This is a genomic window from [Clostridium] aminophilum (assembly GCF_900101295.1).
Taxonomy (GTDB): domain Bacteria; phylum Bacillota; class Clostridia; order Lachnospirales; family Lachnospiraceae; genus Clostridium_R; species Clostridium_R aminophilum_A.
Genome location: NZ_FOIL01000020.1, coordinates 25,995 through 49,281, shown reverse-complemented (window position 1 = coordinate 49,281; position 23,287 = coordinate 25,995). Strand labels below are relative to the sequence as shown.

The window sequence follows — 23,287 nt, the reverse complement described above, 5'->3', positions numbered from 1 at the left end:
ATGTTGTATCGTCTTTGCCGCGTCCGTGAGATCTCCCCGGGTACCCACACGTTCTTTCACACTTATACCTGTCCCGTCTACTGTTGGCGTTCCGTGCAGTTTTTGGACTTTGGCTTGTTTGGCAGCCTCATCCACGCTTCACAGCCTGTTCGGGATTCCTGTTCGTCAGGCCAGCGCTTTGCCTCGGGCTTCCTTCAGACCCACACCTCACGGTGGAGCCCTTGCCTCTGGCTGCATCCTTCCCACTGCCGGGCGGATCAGGGACTTTCACCCCTTAGAACGTGCGCCCGCCGGGCGCACCAAAAAGCCCGGGCGGATTTCCTCCGCCCGGGATTCTGCTGTTCGTTATTCTTTTTTTGCCGGTTTCCGGTATTTGCGGATCTCCTCAGCGGTAAAAGCCGTCAATTCGTCAAAGATCCGGATCTTGCGGATCCCCTTGTTGCGGATCGTATCACACACAAACTGGTATATACCGTCACCTTCCGGCCCGTTCTGAATCTTTACAAAATTGTAGTTCGGAGATTTATACCGGCGTTTCGCGCGGTACATATGGGTCTCCGGAAAGAGGATGATATCCCGCAGAAGGTTTCCGTATTTGTCCGAACCTTCGTCAAAGGATTCCTGGAACATATAAGGTTCGCCGGTATTCTTGCCGAAAATGCAGTACACATAATCCATCGCAAACAGTTTGTGCATGGTAAGTCTCCGCACATGTTTGCGCCGGTACTGGAGTTTCAGAACATCCAGTTTGTCACTGCGCACATCATCTTTATAAAAGCAGTGAAAATAATACCAGATCTCCCTGGCATCGCTGAGGCTGAATCGCTCCTGCTCTTCCTGTGACAGATTCAGGTCTCTCCGGACCACGTACTCGGCGCCGATGGAATTCAGATACTCCGTAAAGATCTCCTGCGGCGTCACTTCGCCGAGGTACACCACCGCACCGACGCGAAGATCGATGTCCGGATCATATTCCTGCTCACTGTCGATGCACTTCATGCTGATCTCAATCTGATGATTTTCCGCCGCTTCGTTCTCTATCCCGTTCACCCAGATACCGGTCACTTTCATCCGGATCGGCTCAAAAAACCGTTTTCCCGGATCCGTCAGATAACATTTATCTCCGATCTTGACTTTTCCGCGGATATAACCGAGAATCGTCGTCTCGCTCTCCTTCTCGGCCCGGAACACGCCCGAAATTCCCAGACAGAAGCTTCGCCGTTTCTCGCGGATCACATCTCCCAGCTGCTCCCTCAGACTGGACTTTTTGTCTTTCTTCTCCGTCTTTTCGGCCTCGGGATTCTCACCCGTATCCTTCTTCCTCCTGCCGAGAAGACCGTCGAATTCAATATCGTACAAATTCATGTTCTTCCTATACTTCCTGTAGCCTTTTTCCACCCCGGGCATGTCCGAAAACCGGTGCCCGTTTTTCCTTTCATAGTCCCGTTCTGATTAATATCGACAGGATTATATCAATTACTAAGAAAAATCATACACAGAACTGTCATTAATAGTCAGAAATGATCAATTCTTTTCCACAAGAGCGCACTGTACGACATATCGCATGGTGTGGGATGAACCCGTACAGGTCGAAAGGGAGAGAAGCTTTGGCCTTTCTGCAAAATCCACCTCATCGTTCTCCGGCATGGAATACGCGCTCAGATTCCGCGCCATCCGGATGTATGCATCATACCCTTCCCCGTCCCGGAATCCGAGATAAATGCTGTGCGAAGCCTCCACCTCACTGCAGGCAAAAATCCGATACCGGAAGGTTCCTTCCGGCGTATAGAGAAAGACATACGGGAAACGGTCCACAGCCCCGGATTCCCGGAATTCTTTCAGTTTGCCGAACATCGATCCGTTCTTCATATTGTGGCCGTACACAAACGTATTCTGCGCCGAGAGATCCGCCGGCGCATCTTTGTCCAGAAAAATGCAGCCGGCCGCATTTTGGGTTCCGTCAAAGGTCCGGTGAAGATACTCTTCGTTGTCGTGACTTTTCACAACCGGATACCGGATCTCCAGTGCCGGAATATCGATCACGCCGACGAAGTCCGGATTCTTTTCGGAGAGAGCATTCAGATCAACGTGAAGCGGTTCATAGAAAAAATCGAAGGGCAATGCCCACGAAGGTACTGTGCTCCGGTTTTTCTGCGAGTTCCCGTCCGCCGCGTTATCCGCTCCGGTTCCGCCGTTTTCGGAATTTTGGCCGTCCGGATTTCCCGATCCGTCCGCCGTCATATACCGGTTCAGTGCCGCGTATTCATCGTCCGCCTGCCGGTAACTGAGATAATCCCGAAGAAACATCCCCGATGAGATCAGAAAAACCGCGATCAGCACAATCGGAATCAGCCGGTCACATATTTTTTGCTTCTTCCTCATCGATGATGTCCTCATCACCATTCTCGGTGATAATCTCGTTGAACGCCGCACTTACGGTATCATATTCCTCATCCGTCTCGATATTGTCGAGCTGCGGTTCACCATTCTCATCCTCAAAATAGCGATACAGGAAAACAGTGCTCTCCTGCTCATCCGCCGTCTCTTCCGGAAGAAGTGCAATGTATTCTCCGTCGCCCGCCTCAAAGATCATGAGGACGACGCACTCCAGTTCCGTTCCGTCATCGAGCATTACCGTCACAGTATCTCTCTGCTGCTCTTCCTGCTCCATGCCCGCATTTCCGTTTTTATTCTCTGCCATCTGTTTTTCCGTTGCGCGGGATGCGCCCGGTTCTCCTTTCCGTTATCACTGTTGTTGCGTGTTGCTGTTAAACACTATATTCACTCTATCAGACCGTCCATGAAAAAAGCAACATTTTTCTCCGGCCGAAGAAGAGAAATACCCAATTCAGTATTCCACACCGTTCCGCGCCCGGATTCCGCGGTCATACGGGTGCTTTCTCTTCCGGAACTCGGTCATGTAATCCGCCCGGACGACGAGTTCTTCCGCCGGATTCCGCCCGGTCAGAACCACCTCCAGCCCCGCCGGCCGGCGATCCAGAAATCCGGTCAGTTCCTCCAGCGGGATCATACCGGTATTGACAGCGGCGCACGCCTCATCCAGAACAAGAAGCACCTCCGCCGAAAGGTCATCCCGGCCCGTGAGGGCGTCATCCACAGCATTTTCGGACCGATCCACTTTTTGGAGAAGGGAATCCACCGTTTCCACCGCGTTTCGAAACATGGAACGATTGGCTCTCGCAGCCTCTGCTTTGACCTCCGGTGTCATATTCCAGGTAAAGCCAAAATCACCGGCTGCCGGAATCACCACGACGTTTTCCGTCCGGCTCAGCGCCTCCGCTTCCCCGGAGCAGTCATTTTTCAAAAAACGGCAGATCACCGCCTGCTTGCCGCAGCCGGCCATACGCAGTGCCAGTCCCGCTGCTGCCGTCGATTTTCCTTTTCCGTCTCCACAGTAAAGATGAACCAGCCCCATGTTTACCTCCCGTCATAGGTGTCGGACCGCACGCCGAATCCGTTCCGTGCCCGAAAATGTTCTCCGCTGGAATCCGCAGCCGATGCCGCCCGTCCCGGGAATCCTCCGCCTGTTTTTCCGGTTCTCAGCCGGGATCCGGCATTTCCCTGATTCCCGGATCCCCCCGGAATTCCACGGTATGAGCCCGGGGTCTCAGCGTTCCCACCGGCGGTTCCCTTTCCGGTCATCGCCTCCGGCATGCCGCCGTAGTCCGCGACAAACCGGGACACTTCCACCGGTTTTTTAAACCGTTCCCTCACGGCGCATACCGTCAGTCTGGACTTCGCTCTCGTCATGCCGACATAAAAGAGTCTCCGCTCTTCCTCGATGTCGTCATCCAGAAGCGCCTTGTTATGCGGGACTACACCTTCATTCGCATCCAGAATGAAGACCATCTGAAACTCCAGTCCTTTTGCGCCGTGCATCGTTGCCAGCGTGACCGCATCCGTATTCAGCCGGCCCTGCTGTGCCTGATTGCGGAGTTCTTCCCGATACGCCTCCATATGGTCGAACCATTCCTCAAAGGTCCTGTAATTCGCCGCACTGTCCCGAAGTTCGTCCGCCGTCTCCATGAGATCTTCCAGCCGCGCATGCCGCGTCTCGGCATATTCCTTGAGAAATGCGTCATATCCCACCCCTTGACGGATATAATTGACCGCTGCAAGCGGCGACATCCGGGAGATGGCTTTCAGATCGTACTGCAGATCCTCAATTTTCTGAATCATCCAGTCCTTATCTTTGTAGTATTCTTTCAGATCAAACCACGACACCGTCTCCGACATCAGACTTGCCCGGCTGATGTACCGTTTCGGCCGGTTCATAATCCGGAGAAAACCGCTCCGGCTCATATCCCCCATCGCCATCCGGATGTAGGCAATGATATTCTGTGAAATCCAGTGGTCGTAAAGATTCGGAACACGGTCCCGTGTCCGGAACGGGATATTGTCTCCCATCAGCGCTTCCATCAGCGTTCTCGGTCCGGAATTTGTCCGGTAGAGAACCGCGATCTCTTTTGCCGGCACGCCGGAACGGATGTACTCTCCGATCGCCGAAGCCAGAAAAGCGGCTTCCTCTCTCGGATCCTCAAACACTTTGGTCATGACTGACCTGCCGTGGGAACCGGCTGACCGGATCGCCTTCGGAAAACGCTTCCGGTTGTGATCGATCAGCCGGAGCGCCGCCGTCACGATCTCATCCGTACAGCGGTAGTTGACGTCAAGGAGCACCCGCTTCGCTGTCGGATAATCCTTCTCAAATCCAAGCATAATCTCCGGTCTCGCGCCGCGGAACCGGTAAATTGACTGGTCATCGTCACCGACAATAAACAGATTGTCTTCCGGCCCGGCCAGCATCCGCATGATCTCGTACTGAAGGCGGTTGATGTCCTGAAACTCATCGATCAGAATGTAGCGGTATTTCCGCTGCCATGCGGCAAGGATATCCCCGCGCTGCTGAAAGAGTTCCAGACACATGACCATCATGTCGTCAAAATCGATGAGACCCGCTCGCCGCATCCATTCATCATATCCGCTGTAAATCCCGCGGAACACCTCATCCGGACAGCTCGTGGAATAATAATTCCGAAGCGACATCCGCTCGGATTTCACCATGCTGATCTCGGAGAGAACCTGGGAGGTGAATTCGTTGACATCCTCCGGTTCCATTCCAGCCCGTTCGGACAGCTCCCGGATCACCTGACGCTGCTGTTCTTCCCGCACAATATTGTCCGCGGAATAGTTATACGCCAGCTTCAGGATCCGGAAAAAGACCGAGTGGAACGTTCCGAACGTCACCCGGGACGGTTTTCCGGTAAGTTTTCCATAGCGTTCCTTCATCTCCAGCGCTGCGGCACGGGTGAAGGTAATCACCAGAATTGATCCCGGATCCGCACCGTACTGCTCCGTCAGATATTTCACGCGGTGCGTAATAACCGTGGTCTTTCCGGATCCCGGTCCGGCCAGAACGATCATCGGCCCTTCGCCGTGGGTGATCGCCTGCTGCTGCGCTTCGCTGAATGCCATGAATTCTCCTTCCCAAGTAACTTTTATCAGGAAAACGCGGATCAAAGCGTTTTTCCTGAACGGATTTTCGCTGCAAAGCAGCAATTTCCATTAAAAATCCGTACCCTCTGCCGACGGCTCTGAGAAAACACTGACAGAATCAGTCTTTCCTTAGAAAAAGAGGGCTCGAAAAAGCCCTCTTTCGGATTCATTCTTTCGTATTGCAGAAGGATATTACGCTTCGAGAAGCGCGATACCTTTCTTCAGTCTCTCGAGAGACTCTTCCTTGCCAAATACCTCCAGAAGTTCGGTTGCACCGGCCGGTGTGGTCTGCTTGCCGGAGAGAGCGGTACGGATCGGCCACATGATATAACCGGTCTTGTATCCCTTCTCCTCACCGAATTTCTTCAGAGTCTCAAACAGGGCGTCATTGCTCCAGTCTTCCTGACCCTCGAGGATCGGCATCACTTCCTTCAGAAGTTCCAGAGAATTCTCTTTCGTAGTCTTCATCTTCTTGTGAATGTAAAGATCCGTGGAATACTCCGGAAGTTCCTCGAAGAAATCAATCATCTCCGGGATATCCGGATAGATCTCTATTCTGGATTTCACCATCGCTGCAATGCGTTTCAGATCCAGCGGCTTCGTGATCACCTTTTTGATGTACGGAAGCGCATTCTCATAGAACTTGTCCTCATCCATCGCCTTGACATACTCACTGTTCATCCAGCGGAGCTTCTGCATGTCGAAGACCGCCGGGTTCTTCGCGATATGCATATAATCAAAGGCATGGATCAGCTCGTCCAGCGAGAAGATCTCGGTATTGTCGGTCGGAGACCATCCGAGGAGAGCCACAAAGTTGACAACTGCCTCCGGGATGAAACCTGCCTCGATCAGATCCTCATAAGAAGCGTGTCCGCTTCTCTTGGAAAGCTTCTTGTGCTCTTCGTTGGTGATGGTCGGGCAGTGGATGTACTTCGGAATCTCCCATCCGAACGCTTCATACAGACGGTTGTACTTCGGAGAGGAAGACAGATACTCTGCGCCTCTGACAACGTGGGTGATCCCCATCAGATGATCATCGATAACATTGGCAAAATTGTACGTCGGGAAACCGTCGGACTTGATGAGAACCATATCGTCCAGTTCGGAGTTATCTACCGAAATATCTCCGTACAGCTCATCGTGGAACGTTGTGGTTCCCTCGGACGGATTGTTCTGACGGATGACAAACGGCTTTCCGGCAGCGAGATTTGCCTCGATCTCCTCTTTGGAAAGATGCAGGCAGTGCTTATCGTAGGTCATGATACGCTCGCCGTTGACTTCTCTTGCCAGAGACTCCAGTCTCTCCTTATCACAGAAGCAGTAGTATGCTTCGCCCTTCTCGACGAGCTCCTTCGCATACTTCATATAAATGCCTTCTCTGACACGGTCACTCTGAACATACGGACCGACCGGGCCGCCGATATCCGGTCCCTCATCGTGGATCAGTCCGGTGCCCTTCAGGGTATCATAGATAATCTCGGTCGCACCTTCGACAAAACGTCCCTGATCGGTATCCTCGATTCGAAGGATGTAATCTCCGCCCTCATGCTTTGCAATCAGATATGCATAAAGCGCGGTTCTCAGGTTTCCGACATGCATTCTTCCGGTCGGGCTCGGCGCGTATCTCGTTCTGATTTTCATATTCTTATTTACCCCTCATTCTCTGAAATTTTTGGAACAATTTCATTCTGAAAATTATATTATATCTTACCACATTTCAGCATCTATGTCCAAAAGCTTGAAAAAACCTCCGCAGACCGGTCAGTTGTTCATCAATCCGAGGATTCTGCTTGCAAATGTGAAATAAATCATCAGGCTGGCCGCATCAACTACCGTCGTCAGCATCGGGGATGCGACGAGCGCCGGATCCAGATGAATCGCCTTCGCCAGCATCGGCAGCATGCTTCCGATGCTCTTCGCGATGATCACCGTGCAGAATACACTCAGCACAACGACAAAGCTGATCATTGTGTGTCCCGGATACTGGATCATTAAGCGGACGAAATTCGCGGACGCGAGGATGAAACCGCAGATCATGCCAACCCGGATCTCCTTCCAGAGAACCTTCGCCGCATCCGGCAGTTCAATATCTCCAACCGCCATACCGCGGATGATCATGGTACTTGCCTGACTTCCGGAGTTTCCGCCCGTATCCATCAGCATCGGCACAAATGTCACCAGAAGCGGAACCGCCGCAAAGGCATTCTCATATTTCAGAAGAATCGCTCCGGTAAAAAGGCTCGAAAACATCAGGACCAGAAGCCACGGAATACGGTTTCGGGCAAGTGTCAGAACATCCGTCTTCAGATAGGGTTTTTCCGACGGAATGATCGCCGCCATCTTCTGGATATCCTCAGTTGCCTCTTCCTCCATGACATCCATGACGTCATCGACCGTGATAATGCCCACCAGACGGTCCTCGTTATCCACAACCGGAAGGGACAGAAGATCATAATCGTTGAAGATCATTGCCACATTTTCCTGGTCTTCCGTGGTCGTGACCTTGATCACATTATCATCCATGATATCGCCGATGACCGTCTCGTACGGATTCATCAGAAGATCCTTGACCGTGATAACGCCCTCGAGGCATCTTGTATCGTCGGTCACATAGCAGGTGTAAATGGTCTCTTTGTCGACACCGTTTTCCCGGATATATTCGAAGGCATCCCGAACCGTCATGGTCTTGCGAAGTCCGATATACTCCGCCGTCATGACACTTCCCGCGCTGTCGTCCGGATAATTCAGAAACTGATTGATCAGCTTCCGGGTATCCGGACTGGAGTTCTTGAGAACACGCTTTACAACGTTCGCCGGGAGTTCTTCCAGCATGTCAACCGCATCATCGACGTAGAGGTCGTTGACGATGACGCTGAGCTCGTTATCGGTAATGCTGGTGATGATCTGCTGCTGATTCTCGACCGGAAGCGCGGCAAACACATCCGTGGCCAGCTCCTTCGGAAGCATACGGAATACCACCACCGTCTGCTCCGAATTCAGATCTTCCATAAAGTTTGCAATGTCGACCTCGTTCATCTCGATGAGCTCGGCCTTCAGTTCGCGGTATTTTTTCTCTTTCACGAGCGCGTTCAGTTTATCGAACAGCTCGTCCATTTCCATGTTATCCACCGGTTCTTTCTCCTTTCTAAACACCGGTCCCCTTCCGTTTCCCAACAGGCGGGACCTTCCCGCAGAATGATATCTGCGTTTTTCTCGATCATGATCGACAGTTTAGATCAGCAGAAAGACAGCTTTTCCGGACGATTTACGTTGCAGCAGGGCACACCAAAAAAACCTTGAGGCACAACCGTGCCGCGGGTCTGTTCCCTGCAGATTCTTTGGTTTTTCGTCCCGGAATATCCTTCTCTGTCATTTTCGCACGCTAAAAACCGCGGGCAGGAAAACTCATGCCCGGATACGAACTCCCGTCCATACGGCCGGGATGACAGATATAATAATCAGATGGCAGTGCGCGCAGCGGTCAGATTCCGCCCGGCATGCTTGTCACATATGAATATGTCAGATGCTTCAGAGGCACACACTGCCTTCCGTTCAGGATGACTGCCGTCTGAATCTGCTCTGCTCGTTCGACCTTCCACTGCGTTCACTCCTTTCTAAAGAAATGCTCAATCATTGATATGTCTCAGATCCGGAATTGATTTGTTCGGAATCGTGTCAGAAACAACAACAATTCCAAAATTCGTCAATCTCCGTACCTTTCATTATAAATTCCAAATGCGTTTTGCGCAATTCTTTTCACGGCATAATATGCATATTTTTTTGATCACAACCACCTCGCCGCTTTCAGCCTGTATCGCGGCAGTCCCCTGTGTCCTGTTCCTGCTCAGGCTTCGGCCCGCTGTCACGCCAATTTAACAGCAGGGCCTCCGCTTTCGCGGAGACCCTGCCCTCGGTCCGGTTCATGGCCGGATTCTTATGTTTTTTTACCGCAATTACCGGTTGGTACCCAGATCAGACGGCTTCATGCTCAGGTTGATGCGGCCCATCTTGTCGACTTCAATAACCTTTACGGTTACTTCGTCGCCGATGTTGACAACATCTTCCACATTTTCCACTCTCTTCTCGGAGAGCTTGGAGATGTGAACCATACCGTCCTTGTTCGGAGCGAGCTGAACGAACGCACCAAAGTTCATGATCCGAACAACCTTACCGGTGTAAACCTGACCCGGTTCGATGTCGGTGACAATGCTGTGGATGATGGCCTTTGCCTTGTCGATCATCTCCTGATCGGTGCCGCAAATGGAAACCTGACCGTCATCGTTGATGTCGATCTTTACGCCGGTCTCTTCAATGATGCCATTGATAACCTTACCCTGCTTTCCGACAACATCGCCGATCTTCTTCGGATCGATCATCATCATATCGATCTTCGGAGCATACTCGGAGAGCTGTTTTCTCGGCTCGGAGATGCACGGTGCCATGACATCATCCATGATGTGAAGTCTTGCCTGTCTGGTTCTGCGGATCGCTTCCTCAACGATCGGGCGAGTCAGACCGTGGATCTTGATATCCATCTGGATGGCAGTGATACCCTTGTGTGTACCTGCCACCTTGAAGTCCATATCGCCGAAGAAGTCCTCGATACCCTGAATATCGGTCAGGACAATGTAATCGTCATCGGTGTCGCCGGTAACCAGACCGCAGGAGATACCTGCAACCATGGACTTGATCGGAACGCCGGTTGCCATAAGTGCCATACAGGAAGCACAGATACTTGCCTGAGAGGTGGAACCGTTGGACTCCATGGTCTCGGATACGGCACGGATGGCGTACGGGAACTCTTCCTCGGTCGGAAGAACCGGAACCAGTGCTCTCTCCGCAAGTGCACCGTGACCGATCTCACGGCGGCCCGGACCTCTGGACGGCTTTGTTTCACCGACAGAGTAGGACGGGAAGTTATACTGATGGAGATATCTCTTATATGTGATGTTGGTGTCAAGGCCTTCCAGCTTCTGAACCTCGGAAAGCGGAGCCAGTGTGACAACATCGAGAATCTGTGTCTGACCACGGGTAAACATTGCGGAACCGTGAACTCTCGGAAGAAGGTCAACTTCCGCAGCCAGCGGACGGATCTCGTCAATCTGTCTGCCGTCCGGACGCTTGCGGTCCTTCAGGATCATCTTGCGGACAGTCTTCTTCTCGTACTGATACATGGCATCCGGAAGCTGTGCAACCCACTCCGGCTTCTCCGCATACTCTTCTGCAAGCTTATCGGTCAGAGCGGCGATTCTCTCGTCGCGAACCATCTTGTCATCGGTGAAGACAGCCTTCTCCATCTCTTCGGACGGAATCTTTGTCATGAGATCCTGAACCAGATCTGCGTCTACGCCGAAGCTCTGGTACTGCATCTTCTCTTTTCCGCACTCTGCAACGATGCGGTCGATGAACTTGATGATCTCCTGGTTTACTTCATGGCACTTGTAGATTGCCTCGATCATGGTGTCTTCCGGAATCTCGTTTGCACCGGCCTCGATCATGATAACCTTTTCTCTGGTGGATGCAACGGTCAGAGCCAGATCGGAAACCAGCTTCTGGTCATTGGTCGGGTTGACAATGAACTCGCCCTCGATCATTCCGAGCTGTGTGGTTGCGCACGGACCGTCAAACGGAATATCGGAAATGCTGGTTGCGATCGCGGAACCGAGCATTGCGGTCAGCTCCGGGCTGCAGTCCGGATCGACGGACATAACCAGGTTGTCGAGAAGAACATCATTTCGGAAATCCTTCGGGAACAGCGGTCTCATCGGACGGTCGATAACGCGGTCGATCAGAACCGCATTGTCGCTTGCCTTACCCTCGCGCTTCTTGAATCCGCCCGGAAACTTTCCGATGGAATACATTTTCTCCTCGTACTCAACGCTGAGCGGGAAGAAATCAACACCGTCTCTCGGCTTTGCGGATGCAGTTGCCGTGGATACCACTACGGTATCGCCGTAGTGCATGAATGCTGCGCCATTTGCCTGTGCCGCAACTCTGCCGACGTCAACCGTCAGCGTTCTGCCGCCAAGCTCCATTGAAAAACTCTTGAACATATTGTCTCCTTTTCTCCTCTTTCCCGACTCTGGTCCGTGACTACTGCTCTGCATGCAAGGTTCTCCGGAACAGGGGCCGCAGGCGGGCTTCTGCTCCGCTTTCACACCATTCCTCACGAAGCCTTCGCTGATTCGGCTCCGTCCTCATCCCTGAGGGGATACCTGCGGTTCCTCACATGTACAGCAGCGGTCCCGGAAGTAGTCAGAAGGATAAAATAATATTGGTTGCAGATCGGACAGGGACATTCATCCACCGACCCGATTGTGAAAAAGGGGCAGAGACCGCAAAATCTCTGCCCCCGAGCACTCGAAGCGAATTACTTTCTCAGACCGAGCTTCTCGATCAGCGCACGATAACCCTCAAGATCTGTCTTCTTCAGGTAATCAAGAAGTCCTCTTCTCTTACCTACCATCTTCAGAAGACCTCTTCTGGAGTGGTGATCCTTCTGGTTGTTTGCAAGATGAGCGTTAAGCTCCTGGATGCGCTCTGTAAGAAGTGCGATCTGAACCTCCGGTGAACCTGTGTCACCAGCTTTTCTGCCGTACTGGTTGATGATTTCTGTCTTTTTCTCTTTTGTGATCATGATAGATCCTCCTTAAATTTCTACGGACCGTATACGAAGTTTACGTCAGGAGTACATCGGATAAACTGCGTATCGGCGATTTGATACCTCGCGTATTATATCATGTCGGCCCAAAACTGTAAATAATAATTTAAGTTTTTATGCCGCTCCCGGTCCGACCGCAGCACCGACGTTCCGATCCGATCCCGGTCCGGAAACGGCTGCCGTCTCCTGCTTGGCCGCTTCGGTCTTCGTCTGCGCCGGCTGACCGGCTCTCGGCCCGTCCGCCTGCGTCTCGGCCGGCTTTGCTGCTGCGGTCCCGGCCGGCTTTGCCGCAGAGGTTTCGGGCTGGGCCGCCGCAGAAGTCGGTGTCGCCGCACCGCCCGGGCCGACCTGTGTGTTCGCCGGTTCGGTCTTCTGTTTGTTCTCGGCTGTCTGTCCGGCCTGTGCTGTCGGTGCACTCTCCGATGCCTGGGCGGATGTCTCTGCCGCCGCTTCCGTTCCGGACGGTCTTCCGTCTCTGCTGGTCTTTTTGCTCTCGGTACCCGCCGCGCCGTAGCAGACGACAATGCATCCCGTGTCAATATTCTCAAACAGCTTTTTTGCCATCGACGGCGGCATATTGATGCAGCCGTGGGAACCGTTTGTCTTGTAAATCGTGCCGCCAAACGAGCCTCTCCAGTTGGCATCGTGGAATCCGATACCGTTGTTGAACGGCATCCAGTAGCTGACCGGCGTCCGATAGTTTTCTCCCTTCAATACGGCATTTTTCTGCTTATACGCCACGGTATATACTCCGTTGGGCGTGCCGTGGCCCTTGGAAAGATTTCCCGACACGAAATCGGTATCCAGCACCAGTGTTCCGTTCTTGTAATAGTATAAATGCTGCCCGGTCAGATTGACTTCCACATAGGTGTCGCCGATGCCGCCGTTTGATCTGGATTTTCCGGATTTCGCATAAGCCGGTTCTTTCTCCGCGCTCTCCCCTTCCCGGACCGCTGCCAGAAGGTTTGCGGTCTCGGTCGCTGTGTCAATCTTCCAACCGTAGGTTCCGCCATTGACATCCACGGTTGTTCCGTAGCTTGTCCGGAAGCCTCTTGTTCTGCCGACCGTATCGTATTTCTGCGCAAGCGAGCTGACATACGCCGCGGCCTCTCCCTCATTCACCCGCATGGATCCGTCTTCGCCAACCGAAAGCCAGGTACGAATCGTATCACCGTTCAGCACCTCCTTTTCATCGCCGAACCGATAAATGACGGACATCTCCGCAGCTTTGTTCAGGTGGTCCAGTGTCGAAAGAAGTGTCTCGTTATCATCATCGATTGTCGGATGAAGATAGAGATCCTCTTTCTCCAGATCCAGCTCCGTCTGAAGGTTCTTCATGGCATCCCGCACGGCTTCGTGAAGCTTGTCCGAGTCCGCAAGCGTTCCCTTCTTCGCCGGAACCAGAGAATACCCTTTTCCGTCAGCATACTCCGAAACGGAAGCATTTTCCGGCCGGGTCTGTGTTTTGCGATCCAGACATTCCAGATCGTCCACCAGTTTTTCGAGTTTTTTCTCGTCAAATGTTACCGCCGTATCGATGGTGAACTTTTTCTGTTTTCCGAGATTCAGTCCCCATTTCCAGATATTCTGATCCTCGAGGAGCTTCTCGATGCTGCCGTCGAACTCCGGCTTCATATCGACGGACTGTCCGGCAATGCTTTCCGACTTTCCTTCCCGCTCTGCAATCGTCAGGGTATAATTCCGCGTATCGTGCTCGATTTCCTGCTCGACCTCCTGCGGCGTCTTTCCGGATGCATCGACCCCGTTGATGATCGTCTGCGGAAAGAATGCATTCCGGTAGGTCTGCGCTTTTACCGCATATCCGCCGGCACCGCAAAAGAGAACCGCCGCCGCGGCCGCCGCGGCGATCATTGCTTTCTTTTTGCCCGGCACATCCCCCTCCGCTGTGAGATCCCGGTTGTTCTTTTCCGCACGGCTTCTTCCCCGCTTTTTCGGTTCTTCCGCGGCAGATGATTCGGTCGGTTCCTCCGGGAATGCATCCGCTCCGAAAGCATTCATTTTTTCCGGTTCATTATGTTCATCCGATGTCTCCGCTGCCTCGTTTTCCGGGCGGTCAGACTCCTCTGCCGAAGCACGAGGATTTTCTTTCTTTTTTTCTGCCCGGATCTCTTCCGGTTCTTCTGCCGGAGCTTTTTTCCGGTCTTCCGCCCGGTTCTCTTCCGGTTCTTCTGCCCGGATCTCCTTCGGTTCTTCCGCCCAAGCTTCGATCCGTTCATTCTTTTTCGCATATTTCGACCGGCTTCTTCCTCGTTTCGGAAGAGACTCCGGCGTATTCATTTTATCTTTCTTACTCATTCCATCTATCTCCGTCAAAGGCGTTCCCGCCCCCATCATAGTCTTTGTCTATTCTATAGTAATCCGGGGTACAGCGTCAAATGTCATTCCTCTGACATTACCATAAAGTCTTCCCGCCGTTTTCGTAAGATTTAACACTTCTGAAATATAGCAGTGCCCTCTGATCATATTGCTGTAACATTTTGCGGAAGCCGCCGGAGTCTCTTACCGTCGCGTTTTTCGACAGGTCAACCCTTCAGCTTCCTTACAGCGGCGTGTGCATCCTCGCGGAGCGTTTTGTTTCATAGGGAATTTCGAAGAAATTTCCTATGAAACAAAAACAGGGCGAAAGAAGACCGTTTCGGCTGCAGTCTCTTCTGCCCTGTTCCATCCTTGATTCTCTTTTTCTCTTATGCTCTTCTCTTAATCCGCCGGAAAATTATTTCCCGAAAAATCCCTTTTTCTTCTTCTCTTCCGGCTCAATGCCATGCATCGCGTCATCGAACGCCTTCAGTGCTTCCTTCTGCTTTGCGTTCAGCGACTGCGGAACCTGTACCACGAGAGTAATGTACTGATCGCCGCGAACGTTGCGGTTCCGGAGTGACGGAACACCTTTTCCCTTCAGGCGGATCTTCGTATCCGTCGGAGTGCCGGCCTTCACTTCATACTCTTCCTCTCCGTCCACCGTGCGGATCTTGATGGTTCCGCCCAGTGCCGCCGTGGCAAACGAAATCGGAACGGTGGAAAAGATCGTGGTGTCCTGTCTGCGGAAGATCGGATGCGGTGCAACGATTACTTCCACAAGGAGATCTCCCCGCGGTCCGCCGTTGATGCCCGGATCGCCGTTGCCCTGATCACGAAGCTTCATTCCGTTGTCGATGCCGGCCGGAATCTTGACCTTGATGGTCTTCAGGCGGGATACATATCCGGAGCCGTAGCAGTCCGGGCATTTCTCCCGGATCACCTTTCCGGTTCCGCCGCATTCCGGACAGCTCTGCACATTCTGTACGGTGCCGAACAGGGACTGCTGTGTGTAAACAATCTTTCCGCGGCCGCCGCACTTCGGGCAGGTCTCCGGTTTGGTCCCCGGCTTTGCACCGGTTCCGCCGCACTTCGAACAGGTCTCTTTCAGATTGACCTTGATCTCCTTTTCGCAGCCGTGAATTGCTTCCTCGAATGAAATCCGGACGCTGGAATGAACGTTTGCCCCCTTCATCGGAGCATTGGCGTTCCGGGATGATCTGCGGCCGCCGCCGAAGATATCGCCGAAGATATCGCCGAAAATATCGCCCATATCCGCACCGTTGAAATCAAATCCGCCGAAGCCGCCGGCTCCTGCACCGCCCTGGCTGAATGCATCCGGTCCGAACTGATCATACTGTCTTCTCTTTTCCGGATCGCTCAGCACGCTGTACGCTTCGGACGCTTCCTTAAACTTCTCCGCCGCCTCTTCATTGCCCGGATTGGCATCCGGATGGTATTTCTTTGCCAGTTTACGATAGGCTTTCTTCAGCGCCGCATCATCCGCGTCCTTGGAAACGCCTAACACTTCATAATAATCTCTTTTGGACTCTGCCATGTTATTCCTCCAGTCAGAAATGCCGTATCCGGTCTTTCTGTGCCCGCTTCTCCTCGGGTATGTTTTGCCAGGATATCCCGCAAGCGGCATTCCTGCTACGAATTCAATGTCTTTATGGCACACATGATGGGGCTCAGGCCGAAGCCCGATCCCCATCACGCTCAAAGTGCTATTTCATCAGATCATCAAACCCGACCTTTTCGTGCCGGTTCTCTCTATGTGTTCTGACGGAACCCGCACCGTTTTTTTATCAGACTTCCTTGAAGTCGCCGTCTACGACATCGTCGTCAGCGCCGCCCTGTGCCTGGCCTGCGCTCTGAGCTCCGGCATCCGCACCTGCGCCTGCTGCCTGTGCCTGCTCGTAAACTTTTGCCATAATCGGCTGGCTGTCGTTCATCAGTTTCTCTTTTGCTTCCTTGATCTTTGCAGTCTGATCCTCTGTCGGCTCGCCGTTCTGAACCTCAGCCAGAACATCCTTCAGAGCTTTCAGATCCGCCTCAACGGTAGCCTTGTCAGACTCAGAAACCTTATCGGCAACCTTGGAAAGTGCATCCTCCATCTGGAATACCAGAGAATCTGCCTCGTTCTTTGCGTCGATTGCTTCCTTTCTCTTCTTATCCTGAGCCTCATACTCAGCCGCTTCCTTTACAGCCTTATCGATATCGGCATCGCTCATATTGGATCCGGAAGTGATGGTGATGTGCTGCTCTTTGCCGGTGCCGAGATCCTTTGCGGATACATTTACGATACCGTTTGCATCGATATCAAAGGTAACCTCGATCTTCGGGATGCCTCTTCTTGCCGGAAGAATTCCGTCCAGTCTGAAGTTTCCGAGAGTCTTGTTATCTCTTGCAAACTGTCTCTCACCCTGAACAACGTGGATATCTACTGCAGTCTGGTTATCCTCTGCAGTGGAGAAGATCTGACTCTTCTTGGTCGGGATGGTGGTGTTTCTCTCGATCAGCTTGGTCGCTACGCCGCCCATGGTCTCGATGGACAGTGAAAGCGGAGTAACATCGAGAAGAAGGATATCTCCTGCACCCTCTTCGCCGGAAAGCTTACCGCCCTGGATGGCAGCACCGATTGCCACGCACTCATCCGGGTTCAGGCTCTTGCTCGGCTCCTTGCCGGTGAGTTCCTTAACCTTATCCTGAGCAGACAGCATACGTGTGGAACCGCCGACAAGAAGAACCTTTCCAAGTTCGGAAGCGGTAAGACCTGCATCGCGGAGTGCATTCTGTACCGGAATTGCGGTTCTCTCGATGAGATCTCTTGTGAGCTCGTTGAACTTCGCTCTTGTGAGGTTGAGATCCAGATGCTTCGGTCCCTCAGCGGTTGCTGTGATGAACGGAAGGTTGATGTTGGTTGTGGTAGCGGAGCTCAGCTCTTTCTTTGCCTTCTCAGCCGCCTCTTTCAGACGCTGCATTGCCATCTTGTCGCCGGAAAGATCAACGCCCTCTGCCTTCTTGAACTCATCGATCATCCAGTTGGTGATCGCGTTATCGAAATCATCACCGCCGAGGTGAGTATCACCGTTGGTTGCCAGAACCTCGATGACGCCGTCACCGATCTCAATGATGGAGACATCGAATGTACCGCCGCCGAGATCGTATACCATGATCTTCTGCTCGGACTCGTTGTCCAGACCGTAAGCAAGGGCTGCCGCCGTCGGCTCGTTGATGATTCTCTTTACTTCAAGACCTGCGATCTTGCCGGCATCCTTGGTTGCCTGTCTCTGTGCATCGTTGAAGTAAGCCGGAACAGTGATAACCGCCTCGGTTACCTTCTCGCCGAGATAAGCCTCTGCATCAGCCTTCAGCTTCTGAAGGATCATCGCGGAGATCTCCTGCGGTGTGTATGCCTTGTCATCGATGCTTACTTTATAATCACTTCCCATGTGTCTCTTGATGGAAGCAATGGTTCTGTCCGCGTTGGTTACGGCCTGACGCTTCGCCGGCTCGCCGACCAGTCTCTCACCGGTCTTGGAAAATGCGACAACAGACGGAGTGGTACGGATACCTTCCGCATTTGCGATAACGGTCGGCTTTCCACCTTCCATAACTGCTACACAGCTGTTTGTTGTACCCAGATCAATACCAATGATTTTTCCCATGATGTATCTCCTTTTTATGATGTCCGGAGCGGAAATGTTTCCGGCCTCCGGAATGTGGTTTGTGTTATTGTCTCAGTTTTTTTGCCGGACATTCCCGGCATCCGTTCCGGTGAAAATTATTTCTTCACCTTCACCATCGAGTGTCTTACCACCTGACCCTTGAAGGTATATCCCTTCTGCAGATCCATGGTTATGGTATCCTCCTCGGCATCGCTCTCCTCATCGGTCATAACCGCGTTATGAAGGTTCGGGTCAAACTTCTGGCCGAGTGCCTCGATCGGCTTCACATCCATATCGTCAAACATTTTTTCAATCTGACGATAAATACCGTCGACGCCTTTTACGAACGAACTCTCTTTTTCCTCGTCGGAGAGGCTTCCGAGAGCTCTCTCAAAGTTATCGACCACCGGAAGAATTTTTTCAATCACGCTCTTTGAACCCATGTCAAACATCTGCGCTTTTTCCTTCTCGGTGCGTTTGCGGAAGTTGTCAAACTCCGCCATCGTTCTCTGAAGACGGTCGGTGAGTTCGGCGATTTTCTCGTCTTTCTCATCCTTTTTGTCCTTCTTAAAGAACCGGAAGCCTTTTTTATCTTCATCTGCGGCTGCGCCGTCCTCCGGACAGCACTCCGCATCACATTTTTCTTCCTCTCCGGAATTCATTTCCTGTTCGGGCTCCTCCTGCTTCTCGCCTGCTTCCGCAGCTCCAGCGTCGACATTTCCGGTTGTCTCCGCTTCCTCAGCATGTTCAGCAAACTCTTCAGCATTCAGATTTTCTTTCATTTCTTCATTTTTCACTTCTCAGCACACCTTTCTGTTGAAATGTTTCAGCCCGTTCCACTGCCGTTCTTTTTGTCATTGAACGTATTCTGCAGCTGGCTCATGAGCGTCCGCAGGGTTCCCACGACCTTCTCATAATCCATTCGCTTCGGCCCGACAATGCCGACCGTTCCGCGCAATCCGTTGCCCAAATCATAATTTGCGGTAACGACGCTGCAGTCTTTCATGGACTGTACCTGATTCTCCTGACCGATATAGACCTGAATTCCATTCTTCTTACCTTCGGAAGCCGCTTCTTCCATGGCCGCGCTCTCGGCAAGGAACTCTTTGAGTTCATCCTTCTTTTCAAAGGTATGAAGGAGTTCACTGGCCTGCTGGCGGTCGGACAGCTCCGGATACTTGAAGATGTTCGTCGCACCTTCGGTATAAATGTTCAGGTCTTCCTCGTTGGTCCGGATCGCCTCCGCAATCTCATTCAGGACCATGTCGACCACCTCACGCTGTTCTCCAGCCTGCTGTTTCATCTTGGAGATGACATCCAGATTGATCTGCTCCATCGTAAGGCCGGTCAGATTGTTGTTCAGAAGAATATTGAGATTCAGCAGTTCCTGATCATCCAGCGTCTCTGCGGTATCCACCATCGAGTTCTTGATGATGTTCCCCTCGAGGACGGTTACAATCAGGAGCTTGCCGGTTTCCACTCTGGAAAGCTGGACAAATTTCAGTTTTGTCCGGTTGTACTGCGGACCGCTGATCATTGCCGCGTAGTTGGTACTCACCGCAAGGATCCTTGCCATCTGCTTCAGCAGATCTTCCAGTCGGTCCACCCGGCTGATCATGAGGCTGTTTTCGGACTGTTTCTCTTCCGTCACCTCTGCGAGTTCCGCCTTCTCGGCGTCTCTCTCTTTCAGGGCGGCATCTTTCTCTTTCACGATCTCATCGACATAGAAGCGGTATCCCTTATCGGAAGGGATCCGTCCGGATGAGGTGTGCGGCTGAAGGATGTAACCCATCTGCTCCAGATCCGACATCTCGTTTCGGATCGTCGCACTGCTCAGCTTGAGGTCGGAACTTCTTGAGATCGTGCGGGAACCGACCGGTTCTCCCGTCTCAAGGTAGGTCTGGATTATCGTCTTCAGAATCGTGATCTTTCTCGCATCCAGTTCCATTCGCTGCTCCTCCCTGTCTGTAATTTGTTAGCACTCATTTTTGTGGAGTGCTAATATCTACAGTTCATAATATAGTGCGGCGGAAAGTCTTTGTCAATAGATTTTTCCGGATTCTGCCGCTGATTCCTGTCTGCATTTTCGTCACCGCAAGATAGGCTTTTTTGACGGTCTTCCACCACAAGATGGCCTAAAACCGCGGTTTCCGGGCCCTTTCTTCTCCACCGGGCTTGACATTTAACATTTCTGTAATATAATGAACACGAAACTGCAAAATCTGACATTAAAGATATGACAGGAAAATTTGATTTTTCACAATCATCTCCTAACACCAACACAACGACCCGAACGATATCTTTACTGCCAGCCCAAAAGTGAGGTTTTATGAAGAATTCACAGATGATCACTGCTGTGACCGCATGTTTTATCGCGGCCGCTTCGACATTTACCTCCTTCGCAGCGGAAGCTGCCACCGGTCCCGCTCTTCAGGCGGAACAGAAGGACATTCAGTCGGAAATACAGCAGACAACAGATGAAGCAGGACACCCGCTGATCATGCAGGCGCCGGACGGCACCATCGCATCCTATGCCGGAGAATTCCGTGCAAGCGCTTACAGTGCTGAGGAGTATGGATCCAGTCTCACCGCAAGCGGTGTCTATGCAAAGGCAAATCACACAATCGCAGCAGACCGCAATGTGTTCCCGATGGGAACAAAGCTTCTGATCGATGGAACTGTATACACCGTGGAAGACACCGGATCCGCCATCCGCGGAAACAAGCTGGACATCTTCTTCAACACCAACCGCGAGTGCTATAACTACGGCGTTCGCACTGTATCCGTGTACCGCTTGCCGTAACGAACTGATCATTCTGAATTTCAATACTGATAGGATGAAAATTGATAAAAGCTTTGAAAGGTGCTGTCACATTCGTTGATTGATCAATCAACCAGTGCGACAGCACCTTTTTCGATATGTCTTCTTTCATTTATGCAGGGACGTATCACAAAAGCTGCCTGCGCACAAGCTCTGCGAATTTTCCGTTTCGCTCCATTAATTCAGAATATTTGCCCTCTTCCGCAATCTTTCCATTTTCAATCATGATAATCCGGTCAAACTGTTCCACGGTAGAAAGGCGGTGCGCCACCATGATCACCGTTGCTTTCATCCGGCGAACATGCTCCAGTACCGCCCGCTGGCTTTCATTGTCCAGCGCGGAAGTTGCCTCATCCAGCAAAAGAATTCTGGGATTTGCCAGAAAAGCCCGCGCCAGAAGAAGTCTCTGACGCTGTCCGCCGGAAAAACCTCCCGAGTTGGATTCCGAAATCTCCGTATTCATCTGAAGCGGCAGTGACCGGATATCATCTCCGATGACCGCAGCATCCGCAGCCGCCCAGATCTGCCCCATGTCCGCATATTCCTCTTTTCCGAACGCAATGTTTTCCGCAATGGTTCCCGGAAACAGACGGCTGAACTGAAAAACAGATCCGATGCATTTCCTGAGCGATTTCTGATTCAGACCGCTGATCGATTTCTCATCGTAAAAAACATTTCCGGAATCCGGTTTTTCCAGTCCGAGAAGAATCTTCAGAAGTGTGCTTTTCCCGCATCCGCTCTCCCCTACAATGGCCAGTTTTTCTCCGCTTTTTATCTCGGCGGAAAACCCGTCCAGACAGGGCCGGCTTCCCTTTTCATAGGAAAATGTGACATCTTCCAGTCGGATATTTCCCTGAAGACTCCGCACATATTCCAGGCTCTCCGTCTCTTCAGCCGGCATTTCAAGGATCGGCGCGATGTTCCTGCATAAAAGAACGGTCAGGAACATATTTTTCATAATATCCGTGATCCGGTCGACTACCGTCATAATCAGTGCGAATGACGATAGAAAGGTAAGATACTGGGTATTGCGCAAACCTGCATTCAGCGCCGCCATGAGAAAAACCATCGTGGTCAGAAGCCTGATTCCGGCCATGATTTCATTGCTGTATTTCAGAAGAAACGGCTGCCGGTAGGTAAGCGCCAACCGCTTTCGGTACATTTCTGCCCATCTGGCATAGACGAAAACACCGGCGCCCAGGCCCTTGATCTTCTGAATTCCCCTGATGGCCGAAAACAGAAAATCCGTATACTCCATGTCCAGATCCAGAAGACGGGCTTCCTTTCTCATGTTCATCCATGCACTGAGCACAGATAACAGGATGTACGCGGAAAGCATTATCATCGCCGGCCCGAACATATCCGCGCTGAAAGAATGCAGCTGGACCAGATAGGCCGCGGAAAAACTGAGATTCAGCAGGACATCCATAATGATGTCCAGAATAATGTCCGACAGGCGGTTGCAGCTGTTAATTCTGCGCGATATCTTTCCGGCAGAGGTATCTTTAAAAAAGGCATATGGCAAATGAAGAAGCTTTGCCATGACACTGGATTCGACCTCAATCGACGCACGGATCTTGGTTTCCGAGAGCAGCAGCGTCTTGACCGTCGTGATCAGTGCACGGATCAGAACAACCAGAAGGTAGATGAAAACCGCGATGGCAAAACCGCCGGCAGAATGCTCTGACGGAATGTAGTTCTGATAAATATACCTGCTGACCGCCGGAATCCCCAGGCCCAGCGCGGCGGACAGACCGGTTGCCAGAGCAAGCCGGGCAACATCCGACAGTCTCAGACTGTATATGGCATGGACGCAAAAAGTCCGCAGGATTGTTTTTCGCACGGTCAGCGGTCGGTGAAAAATATAGCATCCCTTTTTCAGACCTTCGCAGAACGCGGCGGACGCATATCCTTCCGACGCATCACCGGGGCAGTAATACCGGTATCCCATTCCGGTCGGGATGACGGCGACCGCTTTGTTGTCCGCGCGGAAAGCCAGAATAAAATCCGTTTTTTTCCTGCAGACCGCCTGCGTATCTTCATAATAATCGTACATCATCCCCAGCGGATCCAGCATCGTGTCCAGAAGCGGCGAAATACTGTGAAATCCGTACAGCCGGTCTGCATCAATGCCGAAACGTCCCAGAATATAGAGCACTGTGGTCTGGACGTCCTCCATCTCATCTTCAATGAGCCGGACCGGTCTGTCCTGCAGAAGCGCTGCGTCCGCGTTCTGCTCCATCCGGGCATTGTTTTCTTCCCTCTTTTTGATGATTTCTCCGTAAAGCCCCATTCTTATTC

The 23,287-nt window shown here is 52.1% G+C and carries 16 protein-coding genes; 1 reads left to right on the top strand and 15 read right to left on the bottom strand.

The window, feature by feature from the left end; all coding sequences use genetic code 11:
* Positions 1–345: 345 nt before the first annotated feature.
* The 14 genes from BMW41_RS07020 to hrcA form a co-directional block, all read right to left on the bottom strand.
* Positions 346–1,365: a hypothetical protein gene (locus tag BMW41_RS07020; RefSeq protein ID WP_074649476.1), complete on the bottom strand. Its 1,020-nt coding sequence runs from the start codon at positions 1,363–1,365 to the stop codon at positions 346–348.
* A 159-nt stretch (positions 1,366–1,524) separates the two neighbouring features.
* Positions 1,525–2,382 carry a class B sortase gene (locus BMW41_RS07015; RefSeq protein WP_177171185.1) on the bottom strand — a complete coding sequence of 286 codons (858 nt, stop codon included), beginning with the start codon at positions 2,380–2,382 and terminating at the stop codon, positions 1,525–1,527.
* The gene (locus BMW41_RS07010; protein WP_074649474.1) at positions 2,357–2,701 is read right to left on the bottom strand and encodes a DUF1292 domain-containing protein; all 345 of its coding nucleotides are present in this window, start codon (positions 2,699–2,701) and stop codon (positions 2,357–2,359) included. The genes BMW41_RS07015 and BMW41_RS07010 overlap by 26 nt, the downstream gene beginning before the upstream one ends.
* Positions 2,702–2,848: 147 nt before the next feature.
* Positions 2,849–3,436, bottom strand: a complete 588-nt coding sequence (locus BMW41_RS07005) for a cob(I)yrinic acid a,c-diamide adenosyltransferase (protein WP_074649473.1) — start codon at positions 3,434–3,436, stop codon at positions 2,849–2,851.
* A 2-nt stretch (positions 3,437–3,438) separates the two neighbouring features.
* On the bottom strand, positions 3,439–5,496 hold the full coding sequence (locus BMW41_RS07000) for an ATP-dependent helicase (RefSeq protein WP_074649472.1): 2,058 nt from the start codon (positions 5,494–5,496) through the stop codon (positions 3,439–3,441).
* A gap of 213 nt (positions 5,497–5,709) precedes the next feature.
* Complete coding sequence (gltX, locus tag BMW41_RS06995) at positions 5,710–7,158, bottom strand: glutamate--tRNA ligase (protein WP_074649471.1); 1,449 nt, start codon at positions 7,156–7,158, stop codon at positions 5,710–5,712.
* A 120-nt stretch (positions 7,159–7,278) separates the two neighbouring features.
* Positions 7,279–8,631, bottom strand: a complete 1,353-nt coding sequence (mgtE, locus tag BMW41_RS06990; RefSeq protein ID WP_074649479.1) for a magnesium transporter — start codon at positions 8,629–8,631, stop codon at positions 7,279–7,281.
* Between the two features lie 839 nt (positions 8,632–9,470).
* Positions 9,471–11,570 carry a polyribonucleotide nucleotidyltransferase gene (locus tag BMW41_RS06985; RefSeq protein WP_074649470.1) on the bottom strand — a complete coding sequence of 700 codons (2,100 nt, stop codon included), beginning with the start codon at positions 11,568–11,570 and terminating at the stop codon, positions 9,471–9,473.
* 317 nt (positions 11,571–11,887) lie between these two features.
* A complete protein-coding gene (gene rpsO, locus BMW41_RS06980) occupies positions 11,888–12,154 on the bottom strand; it encodes a 30S ribosomal protein S15 (RefSeq protein WP_038288574.1) in 267 nt (88 codons plus the stop codon).
* 138 nt (positions 12,155–12,292) lie between these two features.
* The gene (locus BMW41_RS15120) at positions 12,293–14,494 is read right to left on the bottom strand and encodes a L,D-transpeptidase family protein (RefSeq protein WP_074649469.1); all 2,202 of its coding nucleotides are present in this window, start codon (positions 14,492–14,494) and stop codon (positions 12,293–12,295) included.
* Positions 14,495–14,912: 418 nt separating this feature from the next.
* Complete coding sequence (gene dnaJ, locus BMW41_RS06970; protein ID WP_074649468.1) at positions 14,913–16,052, bottom strand: molecular chaperone DnaJ; 1,140 nt, start codon at positions 16,050–16,052, stop codon at positions 14,913–14,915.
* Between the two features lie 250 nt (positions 16,053–16,302).
* Positions 16,303–18,165: a molecular chaperone DnaK gene (gene dnaK, locus BMW41_RS06965; RefSeq protein ID WP_074649467.1), complete on the bottom strand. Its 1,863-nt coding sequence runs from the start codon at positions 18,163–18,165 to the stop codon at positions 16,303–16,305.
* A gap of 116 nt (positions 18,166–18,281) precedes the next feature.
* The gene (gene grpE / locus BMW41_RS06960) at positions 18,282–18,947 is read right to left on the bottom strand and encodes a nucleotide exchange factor GrpE (RefSeq protein ID WP_074649478.1); all 666 of its coding nucleotides are present in this window, start codon (positions 18,945–18,947) and stop codon (positions 18,282–18,284) included.
* A gap of 44 nt (positions 18,948–18,991) precedes the next feature.
* A complete protein-coding gene (hrcA, locus tag BMW41_RS06955; RefSeq protein ID WP_074649466.1) occupies positions 18,992–20,113 on the bottom strand; it encodes a heat-inducible transcriptional repressor HrcA in 1,122 nt (373 codons plus the stop codon).
* A 381-nt stretch (positions 20,114–20,494) separates the two neighbouring features.
* Between hrcA and BMW41_RS06950 the strand changes: the two genes are divergently transcribed.
* Positions 20,495–20,968 (top strand): 3D domain-containing protein, encoded by a 474-nt coding sequence (locus BMW41_RS06950; RefSeq protein ID WP_083378821.1) that lies wholly within the window; start codon positions 20,495–20,497, stop codon positions 20,966–20,968.
* A gap of 145 nt (positions 20,969–21,113) precedes the next feature.
* On the opposite strand, the gene BMW41_RS06945 is transcribed toward BMW41_RS06950, so the two are convergent.
* Positions 21,114–23,279 carry a peptidase domain-containing ABC transporter gene (locus BMW41_RS06945; RefSeq protein WP_074649464.1) on the bottom strand — a complete coding sequence of 722 codons (2,166 nt, stop codon included), beginning with the start codon at positions 23,277–23,279 and terminating at the stop codon, positions 21,114–21,116.
* Positions 23,280–23,287: the final 8 nt, after the last annotated feature.